This window comes from Acetobacterium tundrae (assembly GCF_008086615.1).
Classification (GTDB): domain Bacteria; phylum Bacillota; class Clostridia; order Eubacteriales; family Eubacteriaceae; genus Acetobacterium; species Acetobacterium tundrae.
The window spans coordinates 81,343-102,724 of the sequence record NZ_RXYB01000007.1 but is presented as its reverse complement, the minus strand read 5'-3'; the positions used below and the strand labels follow the sequence as shown (position 1 = coordinate 102,724).

Genomic DNA, 21,382 nt, shown 5'->3' with positions numbered 1-21,382 from the left:
TGCATTTTATTGGGCAAGGATCGCCCTCAAAACATCCTTATCATGGATGATACCCAGCAATTCATCTTCCGTTCTGATCACATCGTTTCGTGCCTTGAAGTACCGGTTTACCTTCTTGGCAAGTTCCCTCAAATCGCCATCCATTGAGGCAATGAATTCAGTGATACTATCACCGGCATAGACGGCGTAAAGATAGGGGGCGACAATGTATTTCACATCGTAAAGCATTGAGTCCTCGATCCAGAAATCGACATGAGGAAAGTCGCGTTTTATTTGCATCAGCCTTGTGTAAAATCCCAAACCGTCACCGCTGGATTCCCAGAAATCCAGATAGACATAGTCGAACTGATTCAGAAACTTCTCATTATAATAGTCGAAAGCATCACCATGGATGATCTCAAGCTTTTTATCGGTTTTAAATTGTGGTCGGATGTATTTTTCGAATAAATCGATGATGTCCTGGTTGATTTCAACGATCGTTACACTTTCAACGTTATCTTTCTGGAGCCAGAGATAGGGGAGGAATCCGATTCCAAGCCCCATGGTGAGACATTTTCCAACCCCTTTTTCAATTCCGGCTTGCATGCTTTCTAGTTCACTGATGGCAGGAGACATCCATACGGACCCGTCTTCCGTCAGGACGGGCATATCAATGTCTTTTTCAAAGTATCCGATGGGATGCTGGTGAAACAGATATTTTCCCAAAGGCTGATGGAAATTCATGCTCATTAAAGTTCTTTTCTTGATGGTGATAGTTTGATACTTCACGGTCTCAGTAGCCACTTTGTCCAGTTTGATGTCTCTGAAATAGGGATTTTCAGTCAGGCGTTTCAAATTGAATTTCAAACTGTCATGAGGAACATGATATTTTTTTAATATTTCGATCAGTTCCTTTTCCTTTTGGGGAGTCAGAACCTTTTCGGTATAGTTTAGAATAGCGGTGACGTAGTCATCCATATCAACCATGGAGCAAATAAGGTTATTTATTGCCATTTCCAGTTCTCTGTTTTTATCAAATTGAATCATTTATTTCCTCGAATCATTGTAAATTGTCATAAGTGCTATTATTGTTATAATACCATATTTCCTGTGTTTCTTGTAAGAGTTATTATTCACTGGAAACTACCGATTATTAATATGGTTTGCCCGTTAACAAAAAAGCAAAATGCGGGAAATAAGTGTGTTGCTTTTTTTACGGAGTATAAGGCATCAAAATCGCTGAAACTTATTGCTTAAATACAAATATAGTTGCAAAAAACTAATAAAAAAGGTAGAATCACATTAACTATATTTATTTAACAGAGAAAAAAAATGGTATGACAGTAGTAATAATATTTAGTTAAAACAAATCCAGTTTTATAAAATAAAAAAAATTGAAGGAGAAATTTGTAATGGCAGACTATTTAAAAATGTGGGAAGATCTGGGAATGGATGTTGAAATGCACAATCAATTGTGCGAGATCCTTCCTCAGGCATTTGGTGATGTGTATTTAACACAGGAAAATCGTCCAGAGGCGATGGACTATTTTAATTTTGTCGTAGCTGAGATTCATGGGGTCCGTCCGGCGGAACTCATCGAACATCAGAAAAAAGGTGGGAAAGTATTTGGTACATTCTGTCTTTATGTGCCGGATGAAGTTGTCTTTGCAGCCGGAGCGATTGCAACAGGTCTTTGCGGGGGCTCGCAGTTTTGGGTGCCGGGGGGCGAAAAAGTATTGCCAGTCAACACCTGTCCATTAATTAAAGCTTCCGTTGGGGCAAGATTAGATCGAACATGTCCATTCTTCCGAATCGCAGATATGTTTGTCGGTGAAACCACCTGTGATGGCAAGAAAAAAGCCTATGAGATTTTAGGTGAAGATGTACCGATGCATGTCATGAATCTACCGCAAATGAAACGCCGGAAAGATATTTTAGCATGGGCTGAAGAGATTAGGGATTTCATAAAAGTTGTCGAAGATTTTACCGGCAATAAAGTAACGGAAGAATCTCTGGCAGACAGCATTCGATTAATTAATGCCAAACGGACAGCATTGGCAAGATTATATGATTTGCGAAAAAATGAGAATATTCCAATCAGTGGAAAAGATGTCCTAGTGATTTCCCAGATTGCCTTTTATGATGATCCCACCCGTTTCACAGAGAAGGTTAATAAGTTATGTGATGAATTAGACCAACGAGTAAAAGAAGGTGTCAGTGTATTCCCTAAAGGGACGAAGAGAATTCTGTTGACTGGTACCCCATTGGCAATTCCAAACTGGAAACTTCATCATATTATTGAAACGTCCGGGGCGGCAGTTGTTGGGGAAGAAATGTGTACCGGAATTCGCTATTTTGAACACCCGGTTGATGAGACGGCAACAACAATTGATGGTCAAGCGGAAGCTTTGGCGGAACGTTATATGAATATCAATTGTGCATGCTTTACTCCAAACGATAAGCGAATTGATGATATTATTCGTCTTGCAAAAGAATACAAAGCAGATGGCGTTATTGATGTCAATCTGAAGTTCTGTGAGCTTTATGATACCGAAGGATACAAAGTTGAACGTGCTCTGAAAGAAGCCGGTATTCCGATTTTAGGCATTGAAACAGATTATACAGACAGTGATGCACAGCAATTGAGTACCAGAATCGGTGCATTTGTCGAGATGCTGTCAAAATAAAATGGAAACACAGCATTATATATTATTTCGAAATCATACCAGTGGGATGGCTTTATACCAGGGGTTAAAAGAAAAAAAGATCCGTACTGTTATTGCACCAACACCTCGCAGTGCAAGCACTTCCTGCGGAATATCGTTAATGTTTTTGGCAGAAGATCAGGAAGTAATACGTAAATACATTGCAGAATACCAGATGGATATTTTGGATATCGTTCATATAGAGCAGAGCTTTGACAGCAATCGACATAAATTCTGCTAGAAATTTAAAAATTAGAAACAGGAGTATGGCATGGATTATATTGGAATTGATATTGGATCCACCGCATCTAAAATCGCAGTTTTGAAAAATAATTTTTATTATTTTTCGATCCCGACTGGATGGAACAGCAAGGAAACCGCAAACGCCATTCAGAAAATGTTATTGGAAAAGGGGATTGATGTCACTTCCGAAGACGTCCATACCATAGCCACCGGGTATGGTCGTATTTCAGTCGCCTATGCAGATGCCGTTGTAACAGAAATAACCTGCCATGCAAAAGGCGGCTTGCATCTGTATGGTCAGGATTGCAGCATTGTTGATGTAGGAGGACAGGATACGAAAGTGATTACGGTCGAGCAGGGGGCGGTATCGGATTTCCTGATGAATGATAAATGCTCTGCGGGTACTGGAAAGTTCATCGAGATTATGGCAAATCGGCTTGGACTTACCATTGATGAGCTGTTTGAGCTGGCACAAAAAGGAAATGCCATTTCGATTAGTTCACTTTGTACGGTATTTGCAGAGTCGGAAGTCATTAATTTTATGGGTGAAGGAAGAGCGAAAGCGGATATTGCTGCGGGAGTAGTGGATTCTGTGGCGAAAAAAGTAGCCGCCCTAGGTTTTAAATGCAGGCTGTCGAAGCCGGTGATTTTAACCGGAGGGATTAGTCATTGCAACTATTTTGCGGAACTGATGTCTCGAAAATTGAAAACAGAAGTTATTCCAATGGAACTGGGAAGATACGCAGGTGCTATTGGGGCAGCTTTAATTGCCCGGGAGCGGTTTTCTGAGTAAATAATGCCGGGCTTTTCTGGCCAGATAATCTGGGAAGCATCATGACAACTCTTAATGGCGAGATAACATTGGATGATGCTTTCAATCATTCGAAAGAATTATTGAAAAATGCAGCTGATAGAATGTTTTTATTCATCAAAACTGGAATGAGTGTCAAATAAATAGTGTAGAAAAAGACAGTATAATGCAAACAAACAATTCCGTAGACTTGAAAAAGTTTTAGAATGTTCCTTGAGCAAAACCAAATTTTTTGCATATGCTTCAACCGTTAATTATTTCGCAAGTGTTTTTTTAATCCTTATGGTGTTGATCCTTTTTTTGCTGCAATTCAATATGGTAAATTCGTAATTTTCATAAAGGACTTTGTCATTTGCTTTGGGATATGATTTTAACTGGGAATATAGCCATCCGCCAATGGTATCAATATTTTCAACTTCATTATTTATACCCAACAGGTCGGTTATGTCTTCAATAAGAACTTTACCATTGACAATGTAGCTGCCATCTTCATTTTTAACAATTTCATCAACGCCGATATCAAATTCATCCTGCATTTCTCCGACAATTTCTTCTAAAATATCTTCAACAGTAACCAGGCCAAAGGTTCCGCCATATTCATCAATAATGATAGCGATCTGGGACTTTTGTTTTTTAAATAATTTTAATAATTCACTGATAGACATCGATTCACGAACAAAGTTAACGTCACGTATCGCGCTTTCGATATTATGAGTACCCTCAACCTGCTGCTTATATAAATCCTTGATATGAATAAAACCGATAATATTATCTTTGCTGGCTTTACAAATGGGATACCTGGTAAAGGGGTTGTTCAAGGTAAAGGCGACAATTTTTTCAAAAGAATCTTCAATAAAAAGACAGGCCATATCGGTACGTGGGATCATAATATCTTTTACCGTTGTTTCCGTAAAATCAAAGATATTGTCAACAAGAGCCAATTCGGTTTTATCAATTAAACCATGTTTATAACTATCTTCGACCAGTAGTTTTATCTCTTCATCAGTATGTGCTTCATCAGCTTCATCAACTTGTGAGACTCCAAATACTTTTAAAATCAAGTTGGTACTGTGATTAAAAGTCCACATGATCGGATAAGTTGCTTTATAAAAAAGGATGAGAGGCAGGCCTGTAAAGATAGCAATTCTTTCGGCAAATAAAATCGACAGGGACTTAGGGCATAATTCACCAAGGACGATATGAAAGGTTGTAATAAGCGAAAAGCCGATGATAAATGAAACAGAATGGACCAAATTTTCCGGCATATTCATCAATTGAAACAGCGGTTCCAACATATTTGCAACAGTCGGCTCTCCTACCCAACCTAAGCCCAGAGACGCTACAGTTATTCCCAACTGGCAGGCAGATAAGTATGAGTTTAGATCTCTGACAACTTTTAAAGCGTATTTTGCACTTCTATTTCCATCCGTTACTAAGGTTTCCAGTCTGGATTTTCTGACTTTGACCATCGAAAATTCGGTGGCAACGAAAAAGGCATTCATGGATACAAGTAAAAGTACGATGATTATATTTATTAAATTACCCATATGATATTAGTTTACCTCCCAAATTTGGTAACTTTCAATAATTAATATTCAACAAAATAATATCTGTTATTATATCATAGTTTTAATTTATTTCAAAAGAATATTGTAGCGCGAGATAAACAATTTATTTAAGAATCAAACTGATAAACAATTGCCGCTATTTTCTTTTGAAATGGCTCCAGAAACTTTGCTTTTCGGGCTCTTGATTTTGATTGATTTCCTCAATCCTTGGCTTTTCCTGCTGCCGTCCCAGAAGGATTTGCTGATTGACATTCATAGTATTAGATTGACGTAAATGTTCGTTTAATTCTGCCATCTGCCTGTCCTTTTCAGCAATCTGTTTATCTTTTTCTGTTAATTGATTGGTTAAAACTAATAATTGCGTATTTAATGTTTCAACGACGTTGTTTATAGTTGCCAACAACTGGTTTTCCATTTCACAAACGGGTTGATCGGTCGGTTGCACAATATTGTCAACTGGTTTAACAGTAAATAATGTTAAAGCACTGATGTTAATCATCTTTTTTCCGTTGACAACTTTAGTGTAAGCTGTCAGATCGTTGTTTAAGCGTTTGTAAATTGCTTGCGGTGTTACGTCTGCACGAACTGAAAATTCTTTAATACTTAAATAATCATCTTCCATTTTTTTCCTCTAATCGTCTATTTGATAGGATTTCCTATTTTGTAACTACTGTATAATATTTTTTCAATGTTGTCAACTAAGTTGTTAATATTGATTTTAAATTTCAACTTAACTTCAACCATTGTTTGAATGACCTTTGGCTTTTTTAGCTTTTATTAAGAAGTTTATTAAGAAGTTTATTAAGAAGTTTATGAAGATTAGTATTGCGATCAGGTATGGGCATTTCGGCAGATCAGAGTTGGATCTGCCATGGGAAAAGACGGATAAAGCAGAGGTTTTAAGAAAAATGACTGAAAGAAAATGAGGATCAAAACGACAAATAGTGACTGAAGTGCTTTGCTTAAATTGAATTATATCGGGAAGGAAAGCGGATAGGCTAAAGCATGAAGGTGCAAGAAAAAAATAGCACGAGGATGAGATAAAAGGCTTGACTAACTCATCTTAGTGCGATTGGTTTTCGTAACAAAAAGTGTTTTAGAACAGAACTATATTTAAAGTTCTTAATTCTTTAGTACAAAAGAGTGCTCCTTTTACAGTTTTGATAAGACCGGATCTAGCTGCCGCCATTTATTGCCTAAAGTCGGTGGGGTATAGATTGCCATTTTTTTAATCAGTTCATGGGGTTCAGTTGAAACTAAAAGAAGTTTGGTATTTGATGCATTCATAAAGCCTTCTTTAACAATTTCTTGAATCAAGGCAATAAAAGGGTCAAAAAAATTTGATATATTCAGAATACCAACCGGTTTTTTGTGAATGCCAAGCTGTGCCCAACTAAGAACTTCAAAAAGTTCTTCGAAGGTGCCAACGCCCCCGGGAATGGCGATAAAACCGTCTGATAAATCGGTCATTGTCTGTTTTCTTTCATGCATGTTTTTAACTTTAATCAATTCGGTAAGTTGAGTGTTAATAACTTCGTTAGGGAAAAGATCTCTGGGTATAACACCAGTGACCCGACCGCCTTTTTTCATTATTTCATTGGCGATTTCACCCATTAAACCAATGTTTGATCCACCATAGACTAATTCAATATTATTCTGGACAAGCACATCACCCAGTTGATTGGTGATTTCTTTATATTCTGGTCGGACACCTAGATTTGACCCTGAATATACGCATATTCTTTTCATTAGTATAACCTCCTGAGGTAATATAAATTTCAATTAATTCTTCTGTATCAATAACAACAGAAAAATTAAAATAATGATTAATAGAATCATATAGAATAACAAATAAATAGTTGTTTGACAAGATATCATTCAAATAGACATATTTCTGATTTAATCTTTTTATAAATTGTCTGCATTTCCATATCAAGATGAGTAATGGATTCAGCGCAAGATTTAAGACGTTCCCGTAATTCTTCAGATATTTCACTATGAGATTTATATTTAAGTTGATGTTCAAGACTGGCCCAGAAATCCATGGCGATGGTTCGAATTTGAATTTCCACTGGGACAGATTCTGTCCGTTCCGCTAAAAACACCGGAACGAGAACAATAAGATGTAGGCTGCGATAACCATTTTCCTTCGGATTTGAAATGTAATCACGCTTGCGAACAAGACTGATGTCATCCTGACGGAGCAGTAAATTGGTAATACGATTAATATCGTCTAAATAATTGCAGATAACACGAACTCCGGCAATATCTGTTAGATTTTTTCTAATTGAGTCGGCATTGAGTTCCAATCCCTTTTTTTTCATTTTTTCGGCAATACTTTTTGGAGCTTTTAATCGGTATTCCATATGATGAATTGGATTATGATCATATTTGACTTGAAATTCTTCATCCAGTATTTCAAGTTTGGTTTTTATTTCTTTGATGGCCGCTCGATAGATTTGTTGTTGAAGAACAAATTCTTCTAAATTTTCATTAATTTCCAGATTGTCGGGATAAGATATATCTTTTGAATTGATTTGCATGATTCCATATCACTTTTCATCATTAATCATGAAAAGTGCCTTTCGCTGATTATTATTTTTGATCAGGGTGTTAAAAGATAAAAGCTTTGTTATCGGTAAAAGCATTAACAAGTAGGCTAAAATTGTTGTGAATATGGCGTTTGTATAATCACAAATTATTTGCCTAAGGTATTATTCTAATCTTCAAACCTTAGATATAAGTTAAGAAATCCAACAAAAGCACAGGAAGGGGATGTAATGTATACGAATAAACATGAAATGGATCAATGAATTGGAATACTGAAAAATAAAAAATTCCCGAATCAACTAATTTTTATTTGAACTTTTTTTCTTGATAGAAAATGTTAACTCTACTATAATCGTTGTTGGAACACTTATTAAAAAGTATTTGTTTTAAAAGAGAACTTTTAAAAATCGACTGATGTTATGGTGTTACCAAACGGAGGAAAAAATGAAGTATTTAGTGATTGGCGCTGGTGGAACGGGTGGAAGCATCGGAGCATTTATGACAGCGGCGGATAAAGACATTACAGTCATTGCTAGAGGAAAACACTTGGAAGCAATTCAAAATAACGGTTTGAGAATGGAAACAACTATTAAAGGAAATTTTACTGTTTATCCTGTGAAAGCTTGTGAAATGAAACATTATAATGAACAGCCAGATGTAATATTTGTCTGTGTAAAAGGATATTCACTGGAAGATACCATACCCTTTATCAAAAGAGTTGCTCATAAGAATACGGTGGTTATTCCGGTTTTGAACATCTATGGCACCGGCGGAAGAATGCAGAAACTGTTACCAGATCTATTGGTAACGGATGGCTGTATTTATATCGCGGCAGAGATCAAGGAACCAGGAACAATCTTGCAAAAAGGTGATATTTTTCGAATCGTCTATGGTGAAAGAAATAAATCCGAAAGTCAACCCGTCCTTTATGAGATTGCTTCAGATTTACAGGATAGTGGGATTACAAGTATTGTATCTGATGATATCAGAAGAGATGCACTTCAGAAATTTTCCTACGTGTCTCCAATGGCTGCTTGTGGTGAATATTATGATATTGATGCGGGGGCAGCTCAGCAGAAAGGAAAGGTCAGAGAAACTTTTGTAGCACTGATGCGGGAGATTGAGGTATTGGCTCAAGCCCTGGGCATACATTTCGATGTGGATATTGTAGAGACTAACTTATATATTCTGGATACGTTGGAACCCACCGCTTCAACTTCGATGCAGAGGGATTTGCGACAGGGAAAGAATTCTGAAATTGACGGTCTTATATTTGAGGTGGTGCGTTTGGGCAGAGAGTACGGTGTGAAAATGCCCGTTTATGAAATGATTGCCGAAAAACTTGGACTTAAAGCCTGAGATGGTTGGTTTAAATGCATAGAGCTAATTTCTGTTTCTTTTGTAGGCGCGGCGATATTGCTGGTCATTATTAATCTGTTTACTAGATAAATTTCAAAAAAGAGTTTCGATATTTCGAGACTCTTTTTTTGAGTGGATTAAAAAAACAATTCATTTTATTGTCACGAAACAATCACATTGGCGCGCTATGATATTGACAGAAAGACAAGGAGGTCAAAGAAATGGAATCTGTCTTGATCATACCCGCCCTTAATCCAGATGAAAAATTAATTACTTTGGTTGAAAAATTAAAGCAGAACGATATACGTATTGTTATAATAAACGATGGCAGTGAAGAGAAATATGACAATATATTTAAACTGCTAAAATACAAGTTTCGGTGTGAATTATGCACCCATACTAAAAATATGGGGAAGGGCGTTGCGCTAAAAACAGGACTTCGGTATGCTTCGTTGAAATACCCGGATTGCAGCGGCTATGTTATGGCAGATGCTGACGGTCAGCATTCAACAGAAGATATTCTGAAGGTAGCCGATACGCTGGATAAAAACCCGGATAGTTTAGTTCTGGGTACACGAGATTTTGATAAAAAAAACATTCCCTTTAAAAGCAGATGGGGAAATCGAATCACATCTTTTGTCTTTTTGTTAAGCACAAGTCATCAATGCTCCGACACACAAACGGGTCTTCGTGGGATTCCGAAACAATTCACGGAAATGTGTCTTTCAATACCGGGAGATCGATATGAGTATGAGATGAACATGCTGTTGGAAACTGGAAAAAATGGGATTCCATTTATCTATGTGCCGATTGAAACAATTTATTTGGAAGACAATAAATCGTCTCATTTTCATGCCATAAAAGATTCGGTCTGCATTTATTTAAATATCTTAAAATTCAGTCTATCTTCTTTGGCTTCAGCGATTATTGATCTAATATTATTTACAGTGTTTGTTAATTATCTGTTTGGAACAGGATCGGGCGGAATACTGGCCGCAACAGTCACTGCACGAGTGATGTCCGGTTGTGTGAATTTTATGATCAATAAACATTGGGTTTTTCAAAGTAAGAATAATAACAGCAGTGAGGTACTGCAATACATGGTTTTGTTTTTTTCTCAGATGATCTTGAGCTGGCTTTTCGTAACCTGTCTGAGCAACTTATCTGATAATCTCACCATTATAAAAATATTAGTAGACAGCTCATTATTTTTGCTCAGTTATCAAATCCAAAAGAATTTGATTTTTCATAAAAAAAGGAAGGGTACAATTTAAAATGAAAAATTTCTTTTCAAAACCCTACAGATGGGCGGCGGTTTTCTCAATTCTATTGATGGGAGCCGTTGCTTTTGTTCTGCTAGATACGTTTGCAATACAGAAAGCCCTTGTCGTCGTTGAACCAGAGTCGGCGATGGTAGCGAATGAGACCGCTGCTTCTCAATCAGATCCGGTAATTAGCGACAACTCTTACGAGGATGATAATATAAAAATCAGTATTGAAACCGTTCGTGATGATGATTCAACAATTTACGTAGCAGATATTCAGGTTTCAGACGCTTCTTATTTAAAAACAGCATTTGCCAATAATACCTACGGAAGAAATATTAAAGCCACAACGTCTGAAATTGCAGAAGCGCAGAATGCTATTTTTGCTATCAATGGTGACTATTATGGATTCCGAGATGGTGGTTATGTATTGCGTAATGGGGTAACTTACAGGAATACCGCCAGAAGTGCCGGAGATGATGATGCGTTAGTAATTGACAAAGATGGAAATCTATCCGTTGTTTCGGAAAACCAGACGAGTATGGAGTCATTGAGTAATAATTGGCAAGTACTATCTTTTGGTCCCGGACTTGTGGAAAACGGACAAATTGTCGTGGACAGCTCAAGTGAAGTTTCACAATCGATGACAAGTAATCCACGAACTGCCATTGGTCAGATTTCTGCTCTACATTATATCGTTATCGTTTCTGATGGCCGCACCAGTGAGAGTGCCGGACTTTCCCTGCTTCAACTTGCTCAGGAATTTCAGGAAAGAGGCTGTACGACGGCCTATAATCTTGATGGGGGAGGATCATCCACCATGTACTTCAATGGGAAAGTTGTTAATAATCCGACGGATGGTAAAAGTACAGGAGAAAGAGAGGTAAGCGATATTGTTTATTTTGGATACTAAAATAAAAAGTCATAAAAAGAAAATTATGAAAACAGCCTTGGTTTATTTGGCATTGTCGCTAATTGCGATCGTTATAAACGATGTTTATGGTCTTTTTGGACATGGGGTTCATTCAGCTTCCATGACATGGATGTTTTTATATCCGCTATTGGGCGGAGCGGTTTTATACCTTTTAATTTTCTTGTTGGTTCCAGATATCGCTCGCTTTGTTGCGTATCGGATGTTTTACAATATTTATAATTCGGGAATTGCAACATTGAGTCTAGGCAGTTTTCTCAAGGGAATTTTTGATATTGCCGGAACAAGTTCTGTGTATATAGCAGTCTTCTATGCAATTGGAGAGTTGTTTGTTGCCCTAGGATTGGTGATGTTATTGGTATTGGCAGTAAACCTCAAGAAAAGTCAGGCATGAAAAAAGCGGATTAGTAATAATAATGTTTGTCATGGTTACATTGATTTGTAAAATATTGAGGGGGAGCGACGATAATGTCGCTCCCCCTCAAATGGTTTAATTTTTTATTTATAATGGTGACTTTAAATCATGCTTTTAGCATATTATATTTAGCTGTTTTGCTTTGCTTCTAAAGCAACAAGTCTTTTAATAAGCTCGTCCTGATTTTCAAGGATATCATCCAGTTTTTGGTGAATGTCTTCAACGATTATTTCGGATTTAAGGTTAACGCGATAATCGTTTTTTGCTCGGAGTCGATCTTTTTCTTCTTGACGGTTTTGGCTCATCATAATGACTGGCGCTTGAATAGCGGCTAGACAAGATAGAATGAGGTTGAGTAGAATGAAAGGATAAACATCGTATGGTTTTGTGAGGAGCAGTGTATTTATGGTAATCCACACCACCAGGGTTAGGAAAAACAGAATAATAAAAACCCAACTGCCGGCAAATTTTGCAAGTCGGTCAGCCGCTTTCTGACCAAAAGTCAGTTTGTTTTCATGTTCGGTAACGGTGTTTTTTGATAAACTCTCTTCCAGGAGTTTGTGCAGAATTTCTTCTTCTTCGGTTGCGCTTTCATCATCTTGAATAATAGTTTTGATTAACTCAAGTCTTTGTTCACTGATTGACATACTGTTCACTCTCCATTTTTTATTTGCAGCACAGATTTAATTAGTTGATTTTCTCCAGTTATATTTATACAATAACACGACTAGCACAATCTTTTCCTTTAACCAAAGTGATTTATCTTGATTTGTCTATTGGCGAATATTTATTCTTGTGTATGTAAGGGGAATCCTATTTGTTTTTTGGGTTGCATTATGTTATGCTTTTATTAAAAGAAAATTAGAAAGATGAGATGATAAATGAAAATATTGAGATATTTACTGATTTTTGTCCCAATAAGTATCATCGGAGAATTGTTGCAAGTTTCTCCAACCCTAATGTTCGTTCTGGCAGCATTGGCGATTATTCCTTTAGCAGGCCTAATGGGTGAGGCAACTGAAGAAATATCTTTTTATTCCGGACCAAGGATTGGTGGATTTCTGAATGCAACTTTTGGCAATGCGACCGAACTCATCATTGCTTTTTTTGCATTGAAAGCAGGACTGTTTGATGTCGTTAAAGCATCGATTGCCGGTTCAGTCATTGGCAATATCCTGATGGTACTAGGTATGAGTATGCTGGTTGGCGGAATCAAGTTTAAATCACAGTCGTTTAATAAAAAATCAACTGAAGTTTCTTCAAGTATGTTGTTGTTTGCAGTGATTGGATTGACAATACCGGCGATTTTTACACATACCGTCGCTTCAGACCTTCTTAATACCCGGTACGAAGGGTTAAGCATTATCGTTGCCGTTATTATGTTTAGTATTTATCTGATGAGCTTGTACTTTTCATTTTATACCCACAAGGATATCTATGCGGTACAGCATGACGAGGAAGTCATTTCAAAATGGTCGCTTAAAAAAGCAATTATAGTTTTAGTCGGAGCAACGGTACTCATTGGTGTTGAGAGTGAGCTCTTCGTCAGTGTGGTTGAACCAATGACGGCGGCGATTGGATTAAGCGAATTCTTTGTTGGTATTATTCTGGTACCGATTATTGGAAACGCCGCTGAACATAGCACCGCCATTGTAATGGCCTATAAAAATAAAATGGATGTGGCAGTTGAAATTGCAATTAGTTCGAGTCTGCAGATCATCCTTTTTGTAACACCGGTGCTAATATTCCTCAGTTTGTTCTTTACCCCAATGAGCATTGTTTTCAATGAGTTTGAATTAGTTGCTCTGATATTTTCGGTTCTCATTGCAAACAGGGTGTCCAGTGATGGAAAATCCAACTGGCTGGAAGGGGTTCAGCTGCTGGCGGTCTATTTAATAATAGCCGTTTCATTTTTCATTTTATAACAAAGAAGTAAAATAAAATAAAATAAAAAGGAAGGATAATGAATGACTAAAAAAAATCGTGTAAAAAGAGAAATATTAAGATATTTCTTTATCTTAGCCGGTTCGATTATTGCAGCGTTTGCGTTGGAAATTTTCCTTATTCCCAATAATGTTATCGATGGTGGTATCACCGGTATTTCAATCATACTGAGTTACCTGACCGGAGTTCCCCTGAGTGCATTTATTGTTGTTTTGAATATCCCATTTCTTATTATGGGATATAAACAAATCGGAAAAACATTTGTCATTTCGTCCGCACTGGCTATTATGTCTTTATCATTCTGGCTGTCAATTTTCAAACCCATACCCGGTCTCACGGATGATGTACTCCTGGCAGCAGTCTTCGGGGGGATTATCCTGGGGATTGGTGTCGGTTTAATCATCCGTAACAGCGGTTCGCTGGATGGAACTGAAATGGTGGCGATTGCTTTTACCAGAAGAAGTTCCTTTTCAGTGGGCGAAATTGTTATGTTTTTCAATATCTTTATACTATGCAGTGCGGCACTTGTTTTTGGTTGGGATCGGGCAATGTATTCACTGCTGGCATATTATATTGCGTTCAAAGTGATCGATGTCACGATTGAGGGCCTGGATGAGGAGAAAGCAGCAATTATTGTATCTGATAATCCAGATGAGATTGCCGAGGCAATTTTGGCCCGATTAGGTAGAGGGGTAACCTTTCTTGAGGGTAAAGGCGGATTTTCAAAAGAGTCTAAAACCGTTATTTATTCGGTCATTACACGTTTGGAAATTTCCAAACTAAAATCGATCGTTGCTGAGAAAGATGAACATGCATTTCTCACAATCAGTGATGTTTTTGATGTAATGAAAGGAAAACAAAAGAAGCGATCAATCCATTAACAGTAAGAGGTAATGAAGTAAATTTAAGTACATTGAAATATAATAATATAGGGACATATCGCATACTAATTTAAAATATGGGATACGTCCTCCTTTTATATCAAAAATAAATCCCTTTAAGGTATTGACATTATTATAAAGAGACGGTAAAATTGTATTATAAAGTAAAACATACATGTTTAATATGAAATAAATATTGAAATATAAATGGGGAGAATTGTTATGGGGAAGCTGCTTATTATTAAAACAGGTGTTTCGAATAAATCGGTTATTAAAGAATGTGGCGATTGTGATTTTCGCATCGCGAGATGCGCGGGCGTCCCCTATAAAGATGTAAAGGTCGTATCGGTATATGAGAATATGAAACCAGTTCTGATGAACGAGATATCATCCGTTATTATTACCGGTTCACCGGCCATGGTAACTGATTTTGAACCTTGGAGTGTTGCAACATCGCAATGGCTTAAAGAGATTACACAGAAAAATATACCAATTTTGGGGATCTGCTTTGGGCATCAGCTGTTGGCGCAGACCTTAGGAGGATCTGTGGATTATCATGAGCTGGGTGAAGAAAAGGGTGAAGTCGAAATTCAATTGACAAATGACGGCAAAAAAGATCCGCTGCTCGGTGTGTTACCTTCACATTTTTCAGCCTACGCTTCTCATACTCAGACTGTTACGAAGCTGCCTAAAAATGCGCGTGTTCTTGCAAAAAATAATTTCGAATCATTTCATGCAGTTTCTTTTGGCGAAAAGGTTTGGGGATTGCAGTTTCATCCTGAATGCACAGATCATTTTCTCTGCAACTCCACACTCAAAAACACCCATGGTGCAACTTTGTTAAGACGTTTTGTTGAACTAGCAGGATAAGAATGAGAAAGGCATCGTGCAGAAGTGTTATTAATTGTTCGTATTAGTAAAGCTCTCTTTAGAATGGACAGTCAGATCAAACAAACTGTTTTATAAAGAGAGCTTGGTTATTTTTTGTTTAATTATCGCTAGCTACAACACGATTTTTACCGGTATTTTTTGCCTGGTACAAAAGTTTATCTACCATGTCTATCGTGTTATTGTAATTTCCTTGTTCATAGGGACACAAACCAATTGATACAGTACATGGGAAGTCTGTTTTTCGATGATCAAAGGCATGCAAAAATTGCTCTGACCGAGAATAAATTGTTTTCGTTGTTTCATTTTCAATAAGGACGGAAAATTCTTCACCACCCAAACGGCAAATAATGCCATCCGGGAAATACTCTTGTAAACAAACTGAAAGTTCGATTAGAACCTGATCTCCGGAAGAATGTCCGTATTGATCATTGACTTTTTTGAATTCATCAATATCCAGAAATATCATGACGCCATCATTTTCTAATTTATCAAAATAATCGATAAAATAACGACGATTATAAAGGCCAGTCAATTGATCCGTCGTTGCCAAGACTTCCAATTGCTTCTTTGTATTTGTAATTTCTGTTACATCAGTGAATACCACAATGAGCCCATGGTGTTTTGCAATTGGTATCATCCGAACTTGGTAATGCTGCTGTTCAATCGTTATAAGTTGAGCCATGTTGCCAACGAGAAGCTCAGATAAAACGGGATACATATTAACATTATTTCCTATATTTAATACTCCGAGCGTATTAAATAATTGATCCGTGGCCTGATTAAGATTTAAAATAAAACCGTCATGGTCGATGACAATGACGGCTTCTTCAATGGTATTAAAAACCATTTCATGGGTAATTTCACTTAGAAACAGAATGTCATATTGGTATAATCCACGGGCTACAAAAATGCTTAGAAGTAAATAAGTGAAAGGGGGGAGCTCAATAAAGGCTGGACCTAATCCCATTAAATAAAGGATGCTGGTAATAGCAGGGATCAACATTCCGGTAAACATTAGGGCAATCCGTTTGCGGGAAAAAATCGGTGCTTTAAGAAAACACTTAAAAAAAACAGTTAATGCATATCCAATAGCGAAATAAAAAGAGCCTAATTGGACCAGGTACCAAATTCCCCTTCCAGTAACCAATAAAGGAAAGCCAAGACTGAAATTAATGCCAAGAGATGAATAATACCATCCGTGCAGCTGATTTGTACAAACAAAAATCAGTGTTAATAGATTCAATCCCAAGATAAAAGCTAAAACGAATCGGTTGGCAAATTGCTTCTCTTCCGCATATTCTCTGGCAAACCATAAAATAAGGATGGGATAAAAGGCAGCACCAATATATTCAATACAGACCCAAAAATACAGGCTCTCTTCAGTTGTGCTTATAAGTTCAACGCCATATCCGATCGAATGAATGGCCATGGCGATCAAAAGAATGGCAAAAGCTCTTGCTCCGGAAACTGTTTTATGTTTAATTCCGACAACACTTAGGATAATCAGGATTATAGCTGTCAATATTAAAAAACGGCTTAATAAGATATTCATGGAAACCTCAATTAAATTATTTGTGTGACAAGTTAAAATCATATAAGTTTAACTTACATAAGTTTGACTCGAAAAAAGTTATCAAAATAGTGTTAATAACATAAATTTGTTCAATAAAAATTGTACGCTTTTAGGATATCATATCGTCTTTAGTGAAACAAGTAAACTAGCTTAATAAAATGTTAGCGGTTTGAAAATCAAAACTCAACAAATTAAGAAGATATACGAACTCGCGGTTACCGGTAAGCTCTTAAAGGTCACAGATAAACTATCATAGTTAGGGTGTGATTCTGAATTGGTGGAGAGTGTTCACTTAAGTAAGCTCGTATTTGACACCCTGATAGGTTATTGACATTTTCAACAAAAGACAATAGAATACAACTATCATATAGGTCATCTATGAAATCCTATTTGAATGGCATAAATTAAGAATGATTCAAAGAGGGAGGTTTGATGGGTAAGTTACTGATTATAAAAACCGGAGTTTCGGATAAATCAATTATTAAAAAATGTGGGGATTGCGATGTTCGCATCGCAAGATGCGCAGGAATTCCGTATAAAGATGTAAAGGTGGTATCGGTATATGAGAATATAAAACCAGTTTTAATGGACGATGTTTCGGCCATTATTATTACCGGTTCGCCATTTATGGTTACAGACTGTGAGCCATGGAGTGTTGCTACATCACAATGGATCAAGGCAATTGCACAAAAGAATATTCCAATTCTGGGCATTTGTTATGGACATCAACTTTTGGCTCAAACCTTTGGCGGATCTGTGGGTTATCATAAATTAGGTGAGGAAAAGGGAGAAATTGAAATTGAACTGACCGAAGAAGGAAAAAAGGATCCATTGCTGGGGGTATTGCCTGCAAAATTCTTAGCCTATGCTTCTCATTTACAAACTGTTATACGGTTGCCTGAAAATGCAATCGTTCTTGCAAAAAATAATTTCGAACCATATCATGCAGTTTTGTATGGCGAAAAAATATGGGGCGTGCAGTTTCATCCCGAATGTACCGATAATTTTCTTTGTGAAGCGACATGTCAAAATTCATATGGCGGAACTTTGATAAGAAGATTTCTCGAGCTGGCAGGATAAAGGTGAAAAGAACAGTTTGAGAACGTTAAAGCAACTTTTTTACTGTCAAAAAGTTGCTTTAACGATTGCTTTATATACATGCTAGAATATCAAGGACTTTAATTGAAAGTTGAATATCGAAAAGCATGTCATTATCGGTAAAATTAATATTGGTTATTTCAATGATTCGATTAATTCGGTATTTTAAAGTATTATAATGGACATGCAGGGCTTTAGCGGTTAGCGTCGTATCCTGATTATGTTTAATATAGATGATTAATGTTTCTAAAAAGCTACTACCTTTTTTTTCATCAAGCGCTTTTAGTGTTTTAACAACGGGGTGTATTAAGTTCCTGATATTTGTCTCGCCTCTAAAGCTTAAGATCATATGAGGAATGATGAGGTTGCTATAATTTAATAATCTTTCGTTTTTCTTCAAAAGTTCTCCTAAAGTTAAACAGTTGGCTGCTTGTTTATAATGCTCACAAAAATCGTACAAATGATAAAATATTTTACTGATTCCAGCGGTGCAATCATTTTCTTCCAGTAATCCTTGAAATGATAACATTTCTTTTTCGTTTTGTATTTCTGCGGTCATGGTATCAAGCAAAATGACAAGCTGCCCATTGTAGATCAGCACAGTTTGACGGTTGAAGAAATTCTGAAATATTCTTTTCAAATAATACAGTCTGTCGTTTGTGTTTTGGCGGTTATCAATTCTTATGGTAATGACGAATAGATTTTCATATAATTTCAAGCCATACATTTTTGCCCGTTCCTCGATCGCGGCATGATTATACATTTTCTGATTCAACAAGGCAGTCAGAAAGGTATCAGTTAATGAATTTTTAGAATGGCCGAAGGTACTGGTGTTTTCTATGTTTAAAGCGATAACATTGCACAGCATAATCAATATTTCTTCATCACAAGCTGTTATCGGCTGGTTGTATTCGAGGAGCTTTAAATATGCCAGGGGTCGATTGCTTTTAAGAACTCTTCCCACGAGCTGACGATGATTCAATAAACCCGTTTCCCAGATAATTAATTCATCATCATCTTCAAATTTACCGTCATCAATCATGATGGATTGGGCGTATTCCTTAGTTACATAGCCTTTTGAAAGCGTCCATTCCCAAAGTGGTTCATTAATAATATTATTTCCTCCAGAATGGGCGATAAAGCAAAGGGAAATATCAACCAGTAATAACGGATTATTTAAAAACTGATAGCCTAAATCCATTAATTGTTGAATGGTATATCCTTTTTGACAGGCCTGTAAAAGTTTTACCGAATAATCCCCAACGCGCTGTTTGTCTTTGAATAGTTTTTCAAGAATGTCCATAACAGTTTCCGTGGTCCAATTCTTTTCGAGTATAATAATATTAGCGGCATTGTCTTTTATATTGTTTTCAGAAAGCAGACTGTCTTCAATAATGATAAAATTGCTTTTAATTTTTAATGATACATCAGAAATAACTGAAGCATTTACAACATAAATATTTGTAGCTAATAAACTATCGGCAGATTGCGGGTAAGTGCCATAGCCTTCGATATCCATATAGTCGTTAATTATTGTTTTGTTTGGGTATCCATCAAATGCGGAAATTATTTTGGTAAGCTCAATAGCCATAAAAACTCCTTTCAGGATGTTTGGAAATTCAAAATTCAGGATAAAGCATCTTTTATTAGTACTAATTATATCATTCATTTTTAAATTGTGTCTATAAACCAATCAGTTAAGGCAGATCATTTGGAAGGACCTTTTTAAAAAATAGGTTTGAAAACCCTTAATATAAATTCAGTTAAGCTTGTTTATAAATATTTGACAATTTTATAGCTTCAATTTGTAAAATTCGACAAACTTGACTTATAAGAAATTACTAAAAAATGCCCAAAAATCTCAAACCACACCGAAGACATACTGTCTATCAATTGATAGACTCATAACAGGAAATAGGAATGCGACTATCAATTAGTTTTTATAGTCGCTATCGTTATATTATGGAGGTTTTAATATGGTACGCAGATACACACAATTATGTCCAGTGGCTTTTGGAACAGGCGCGGTCAGCACGACTGGAGAGGTGGGAAAAGAGTTAGGCTTAAAGAAGGTCTTAGTGGTTACGGATGAAAACATTGAACAACTCGGCCATTCTCAAAAAGTAATTGACAGTTTAACAGAAGCTGGTATTCAAACCGTTTTATTTAATCGTTGTGAGATGGATGCGCCTGACTACACGGTACAGGCAGGCGCAGACTTGGCTAAAAATGAAGGTGTCGATGGCATCATTGGCATCGGTGGCGGAAGTGTCCTGGATAGTGCCAAAGGAATTAGTGTTTTGGCAACAAATAATATTACTGTTGCTGAATTGCTGGACTGCTCAAAAAAAATGATGCCGGTGGAAAATCCACCTTTGAAGATCATCCTCATTCCGACGACTTCAGGAACTGGTTCGGAGAGTACGATTATTGCAGTCATCAGCGATACTAAAAACCACGAAAAAACTGGCACAATGGCACCGCCGACCTTTGCCATTGTTGATCCTGAATTGGCGCTGACGATGCCAAAGGAGGTTACAGTTTATACCGGGATGGATGCTTTTTCACATGCCTGTGAAGCGCTAACCAGTATTCAGCCCAATCCCCATTCAGACATTCTGTGTTATGATTCAATTGAAAGAATTACAAAATGGCTGCCAATTGCAGCCAAAGACTTAAATAATCTTGAAGCAAGAGAAAATCTGGCTCTGGCAAGTAATAACGCGGGGATTGCCTTCAATGATGCAATGGTTCATCTCGGACACGCGACAGCCCATTCAATGGGGGCGGCGTTTCATATTCCTCATGGTATTTGCTGTGCGCTGGTAACACCGGTCATGCTGGAACTGACGGCAAGCGTTTATCCTGAAAAAGTCAAAAAAATCGGTGAAATTATGGGTCTTACCATTAATTCATCGGATTCAAAGGAAATCGGTCTGCAAGTTGCCGACAACATTCGTCAGTTTATGAAACAGTTGGATATTCCAACCTTAAAAGATTTAGAAATATCAAAAGAGCAGATTGGTAGCTGCACAAATTATGTAGCCAATGAGGGTCTTCGTTTTCTTTGTCCGGTTCAGGTCACAGAAGAACAAATATCAGAATTGCTGGGACAAATCTATGATGGGTATCAATAGAGAGATCCGCATTTTTTTTAAATCAACACTAA

At 37.0% G+C, this 21,382-nt stretch carries 20 protein-coding genes; 12 read left to right on the top strand and 8 right to left on the bottom strand.

Annotation, left to right across the window (positions count from 1 at the left end):
* Positions 1-6: 6 nt before the first annotated feature.
* Positions 7-1,026 (bottom strand): spermine/spermidine synthase domain-containing protein, encoded by a 1,020-nt coding sequence (locus FZC40_RS07675; RefSeq protein WP_148603320.1) that lies wholly within the window; start codon positions 1,024-1,026, stop codon positions 7-9.
* Positions 1,027-1,391: 365 nt separating this feature from the next.
* Between FZC40_RS07675 and FZC40_RS07670 the strand changes: the two genes are divergently transcribed.
* The 3 genes from FZC40_RS07670 to FZC40_RS07660 are packed head-to-tail and all read left to right on the top strand — an operon-like array spanning position 1,392 to position 3,720.
* Positions 1,392-2,666, top strand: a complete 1,275-nt coding sequence (locus tag FZC40_RS07670) for a double-cubane-cluster-containing anaerobic reductase (protein WP_148603319.1) — start codon at positions 1,392-1,394, stop codon at positions 2,664-2,666.
* A gap of 1 nt (position 2,667) precedes the next feature.
* Positions 2,668-2,925, top strand: a complete 258-nt coding sequence (locus FZC40_RS07665; protein WP_148603318.1) for a putative Se/S carrier protein — start codon at positions 2,668-2,670, stop codon at positions 2,923-2,925.
* Between the two features lie 30 nt (positions 2,926-2,955).
* Positions 2,956-3,720 (top strand): acyl-CoA dehydratase activase, encoded by a 765-nt coding sequence (locus FZC40_RS07660; protein WP_148603317.1) that lies wholly within the window; start codon positions 2,956-2,958, stop codon positions 3,718-3,720.
* Between the two features lie 272 nt (positions 3,721-3,992).
* On the opposite strand, the gene FZC40_RS07650 is transcribed toward FZC40_RS07660, so the two are convergent.
* The 4 genes from FZC40_RS07650 to FZC40_RS07635 form a co-directional block, all read right to left on the bottom strand.
* Positions 3,993-5,285, bottom strand: a complete 1,293-nt coding sequence (locus tag FZC40_RS07650; RefSeq protein WP_148603316.1) for a hemolysin family protein — start codon at positions 5,283-5,285, stop codon at positions 3,993-3,995.
* A 157-nt stretch (positions 5,286-5,442) separates the two neighbouring features.
* Positions 5,443-5,928, bottom strand: a complete 486-nt coding sequence (locus FZC40_RS07645; RefSeq protein ID WP_148603315.1) for a hypothetical protein — start codon at positions 5,926-5,928, stop codon at positions 5,443-5,445.
* 530 nt (positions 5,929-6,458) lie between these two features.
* Positions 6,459-7,055 (bottom strand): LOG family protein, encoded by a 597-nt coding sequence (locus FZC40_RS07640; protein WP_148603314.1) that lies wholly within the window; start codon positions 7,053-7,055, stop codon positions 6,459-6,461.
* 125 nt (positions 7,056-7,180) lie between these two features.
* The gene (locus FZC40_RS07635; RefSeq protein WP_148603313.1) at positions 7,181-7,849 is read right to left on the bottom strand and encodes a GTP pyrophosphokinase; all 669 of its coding nucleotides are present in this window, start codon (positions 7,847-7,849) and stop codon (positions 7,181-7,183) included.
* 451 nt (positions 7,850-8,300) lie between these two features.
* Here FZC40_RS07635 and FZC40_RS07630 point away from each other — a divergent pair, with 451 nt between their 5' ends.
* From FZC40_RS07630 to FZC40_RS07615, 4 genes are all read left to right on the top strand, one after another.
* Positions 8,301-9,215, top strand: coding sequence for a ketopantoate reductase family protein (locus FZC40_RS07630; RefSeq protein ID WP_148603312.1), 915 nt, complete (start codon positions 8,301-8,303; stop codon positions 9,213-9,215).
* 221 nt (positions 9,216-9,436) lie between these two features.
* Positions 9,437-10,489 carry a bifunctional glycosyltransferase family 2/GtrA family protein gene (locus FZC40_RS07625; RefSeq protein ID WP_148603311.1) on the top strand — a complete coding sequence of 351 codons (1,053 nt, stop codon included), beginning with the start codon at positions 9,437-9,439 and terminating at the stop codon, positions 10,487-10,489.
* 1 nt (position 10,490) lies between these two features.
* Positions 10,491-11,393: a phosphodiester glycosidase family protein gene (locus FZC40_RS07620; RefSeq protein ID WP_148603310.1), complete on the top strand. Its 903-nt coding sequence runs from the start codon at positions 10,491-10,493 to the stop codon at positions 11,391-11,393.
* Between the two features lie 25 nt (positions 11,394-11,418).
* Entirely contained in the window at positions 11,419-11,805 is a 387-nt protein-coding gene (locus FZC40_RS07615) for a hypothetical protein (protein ID WP_148603309.1), read from the top strand.
* 149 nt (positions 11,806-11,954) lie between these two features.
* On the opposite strand, the gene FZC40_RS07610 is transcribed toward FZC40_RS07615, so the two are convergent.
* On the bottom strand, positions 11,955-12,473 hold the full coding sequence (locus FZC40_RS07610; protein ID WP_148603308.1) for a DUF1003 domain-containing protein: 519 nt from the start codon (positions 12,471-12,473) through the stop codon (positions 11,955-11,957).
* Between the two features lie 234 nt (positions 12,474-12,707).
* Here FZC40_RS07610 and cax point away from each other — a divergent pair, with 234 nt between their 5' ends.
* The 3 genes from cax (at position 12,708) to FZC40_RS07595 (ending at position 15,521) form a co-directional block, all read left to right on the top strand.
* Positions 12,708-13,751, top strand: coding sequence for a calcium/proton exchanger (cax, locus tag FZC40_RS07605; RefSeq protein WP_148603307.1), 1,044 nt, complete (start codon positions 12,708-12,710; stop codon positions 13,749-13,751).
* 42 nt (positions 13,752-13,793) lie between these two features.
* Positions 13,794-14,651, top strand: coding sequence for a YitT family protein (locus FZC40_RS07600; RefSeq protein ID WP_148603306.1), 858 nt, complete (start codon positions 13,794-13,796; stop codon positions 14,649-14,651).
* Between the two features lie 222 nt (positions 14,652-14,873).
* Positions 14,874-15,521 carry a glutamine amidotransferase gene (locus FZC40_RS07595; RefSeq protein ID WP_186843675.1) on the top strand — a complete coding sequence of 216 codons (648 nt, stop codon included), beginning with the start codon at positions 14,874-14,876 and terminating at the stop codon, positions 15,519-15,521.
* Positions 15,522-15,639: 118 nt separating this feature from the next.
* Here FZC40_RS07595 and FZC40_RS07590 read toward each other — a convergent pair whose 3' ends face one another.
* Positions 15,640-17,094, bottom strand: a complete 1,455-nt coding sequence (locus FZC40_RS07590; RefSeq protein WP_186843674.1) for a histidine kinase N-terminal 7TM domain-containing diguanylate cyclase — start codon at positions 17,092-17,094, stop codon at positions 15,640-15,642.
* A gap of 453 nt (positions 17,095-17,547) precedes the next feature.
* Here FZC40_RS07590 and FZC40_RS07585 point away from each other — a divergent pair, with 453 nt between their 5' ends.
* Positions 17,548-18,195: a glutamine amidotransferase gene (locus FZC40_RS07585; RefSeq protein ID WP_148603303.1), complete on the top strand. Its 648-nt coding sequence runs from the start codon at positions 17,548-17,550 to the stop codon at positions 18,193-18,195.
* Between the two features lie 70 nt (positions 18,196-18,265).
* Here FZC40_RS07585 and FZC40_RS07580 read toward each other — a convergent pair whose 3' ends face one another.
* Complete coding sequence (locus FZC40_RS07580) at positions 18,266-19,804, bottom strand: PucR family transcriptional regulator (protein WP_186843673.1); 1,539 nt, start codon at positions 19,802-19,804, stop codon at positions 18,266-18,268.
* A gap of 385 nt (positions 19,805-20,189) precedes the next feature.
* On the opposite strand from FZC40_RS07580, the gene FZC40_RS07575 reads away from it, so the two are divergent.
* Positions 20,190-21,350 (top strand): iron-containing alcohol dehydrogenase, encoded by a 1,161-nt coding sequence (locus tag FZC40_RS07575; protein WP_148603301.1) that lies wholly within the window; start codon positions 20,190-20,192, stop codon positions 21,348-21,350.
* The last annotated feature ends 32 nt before the right edge of the window (positions 21,351-21,382 follow it).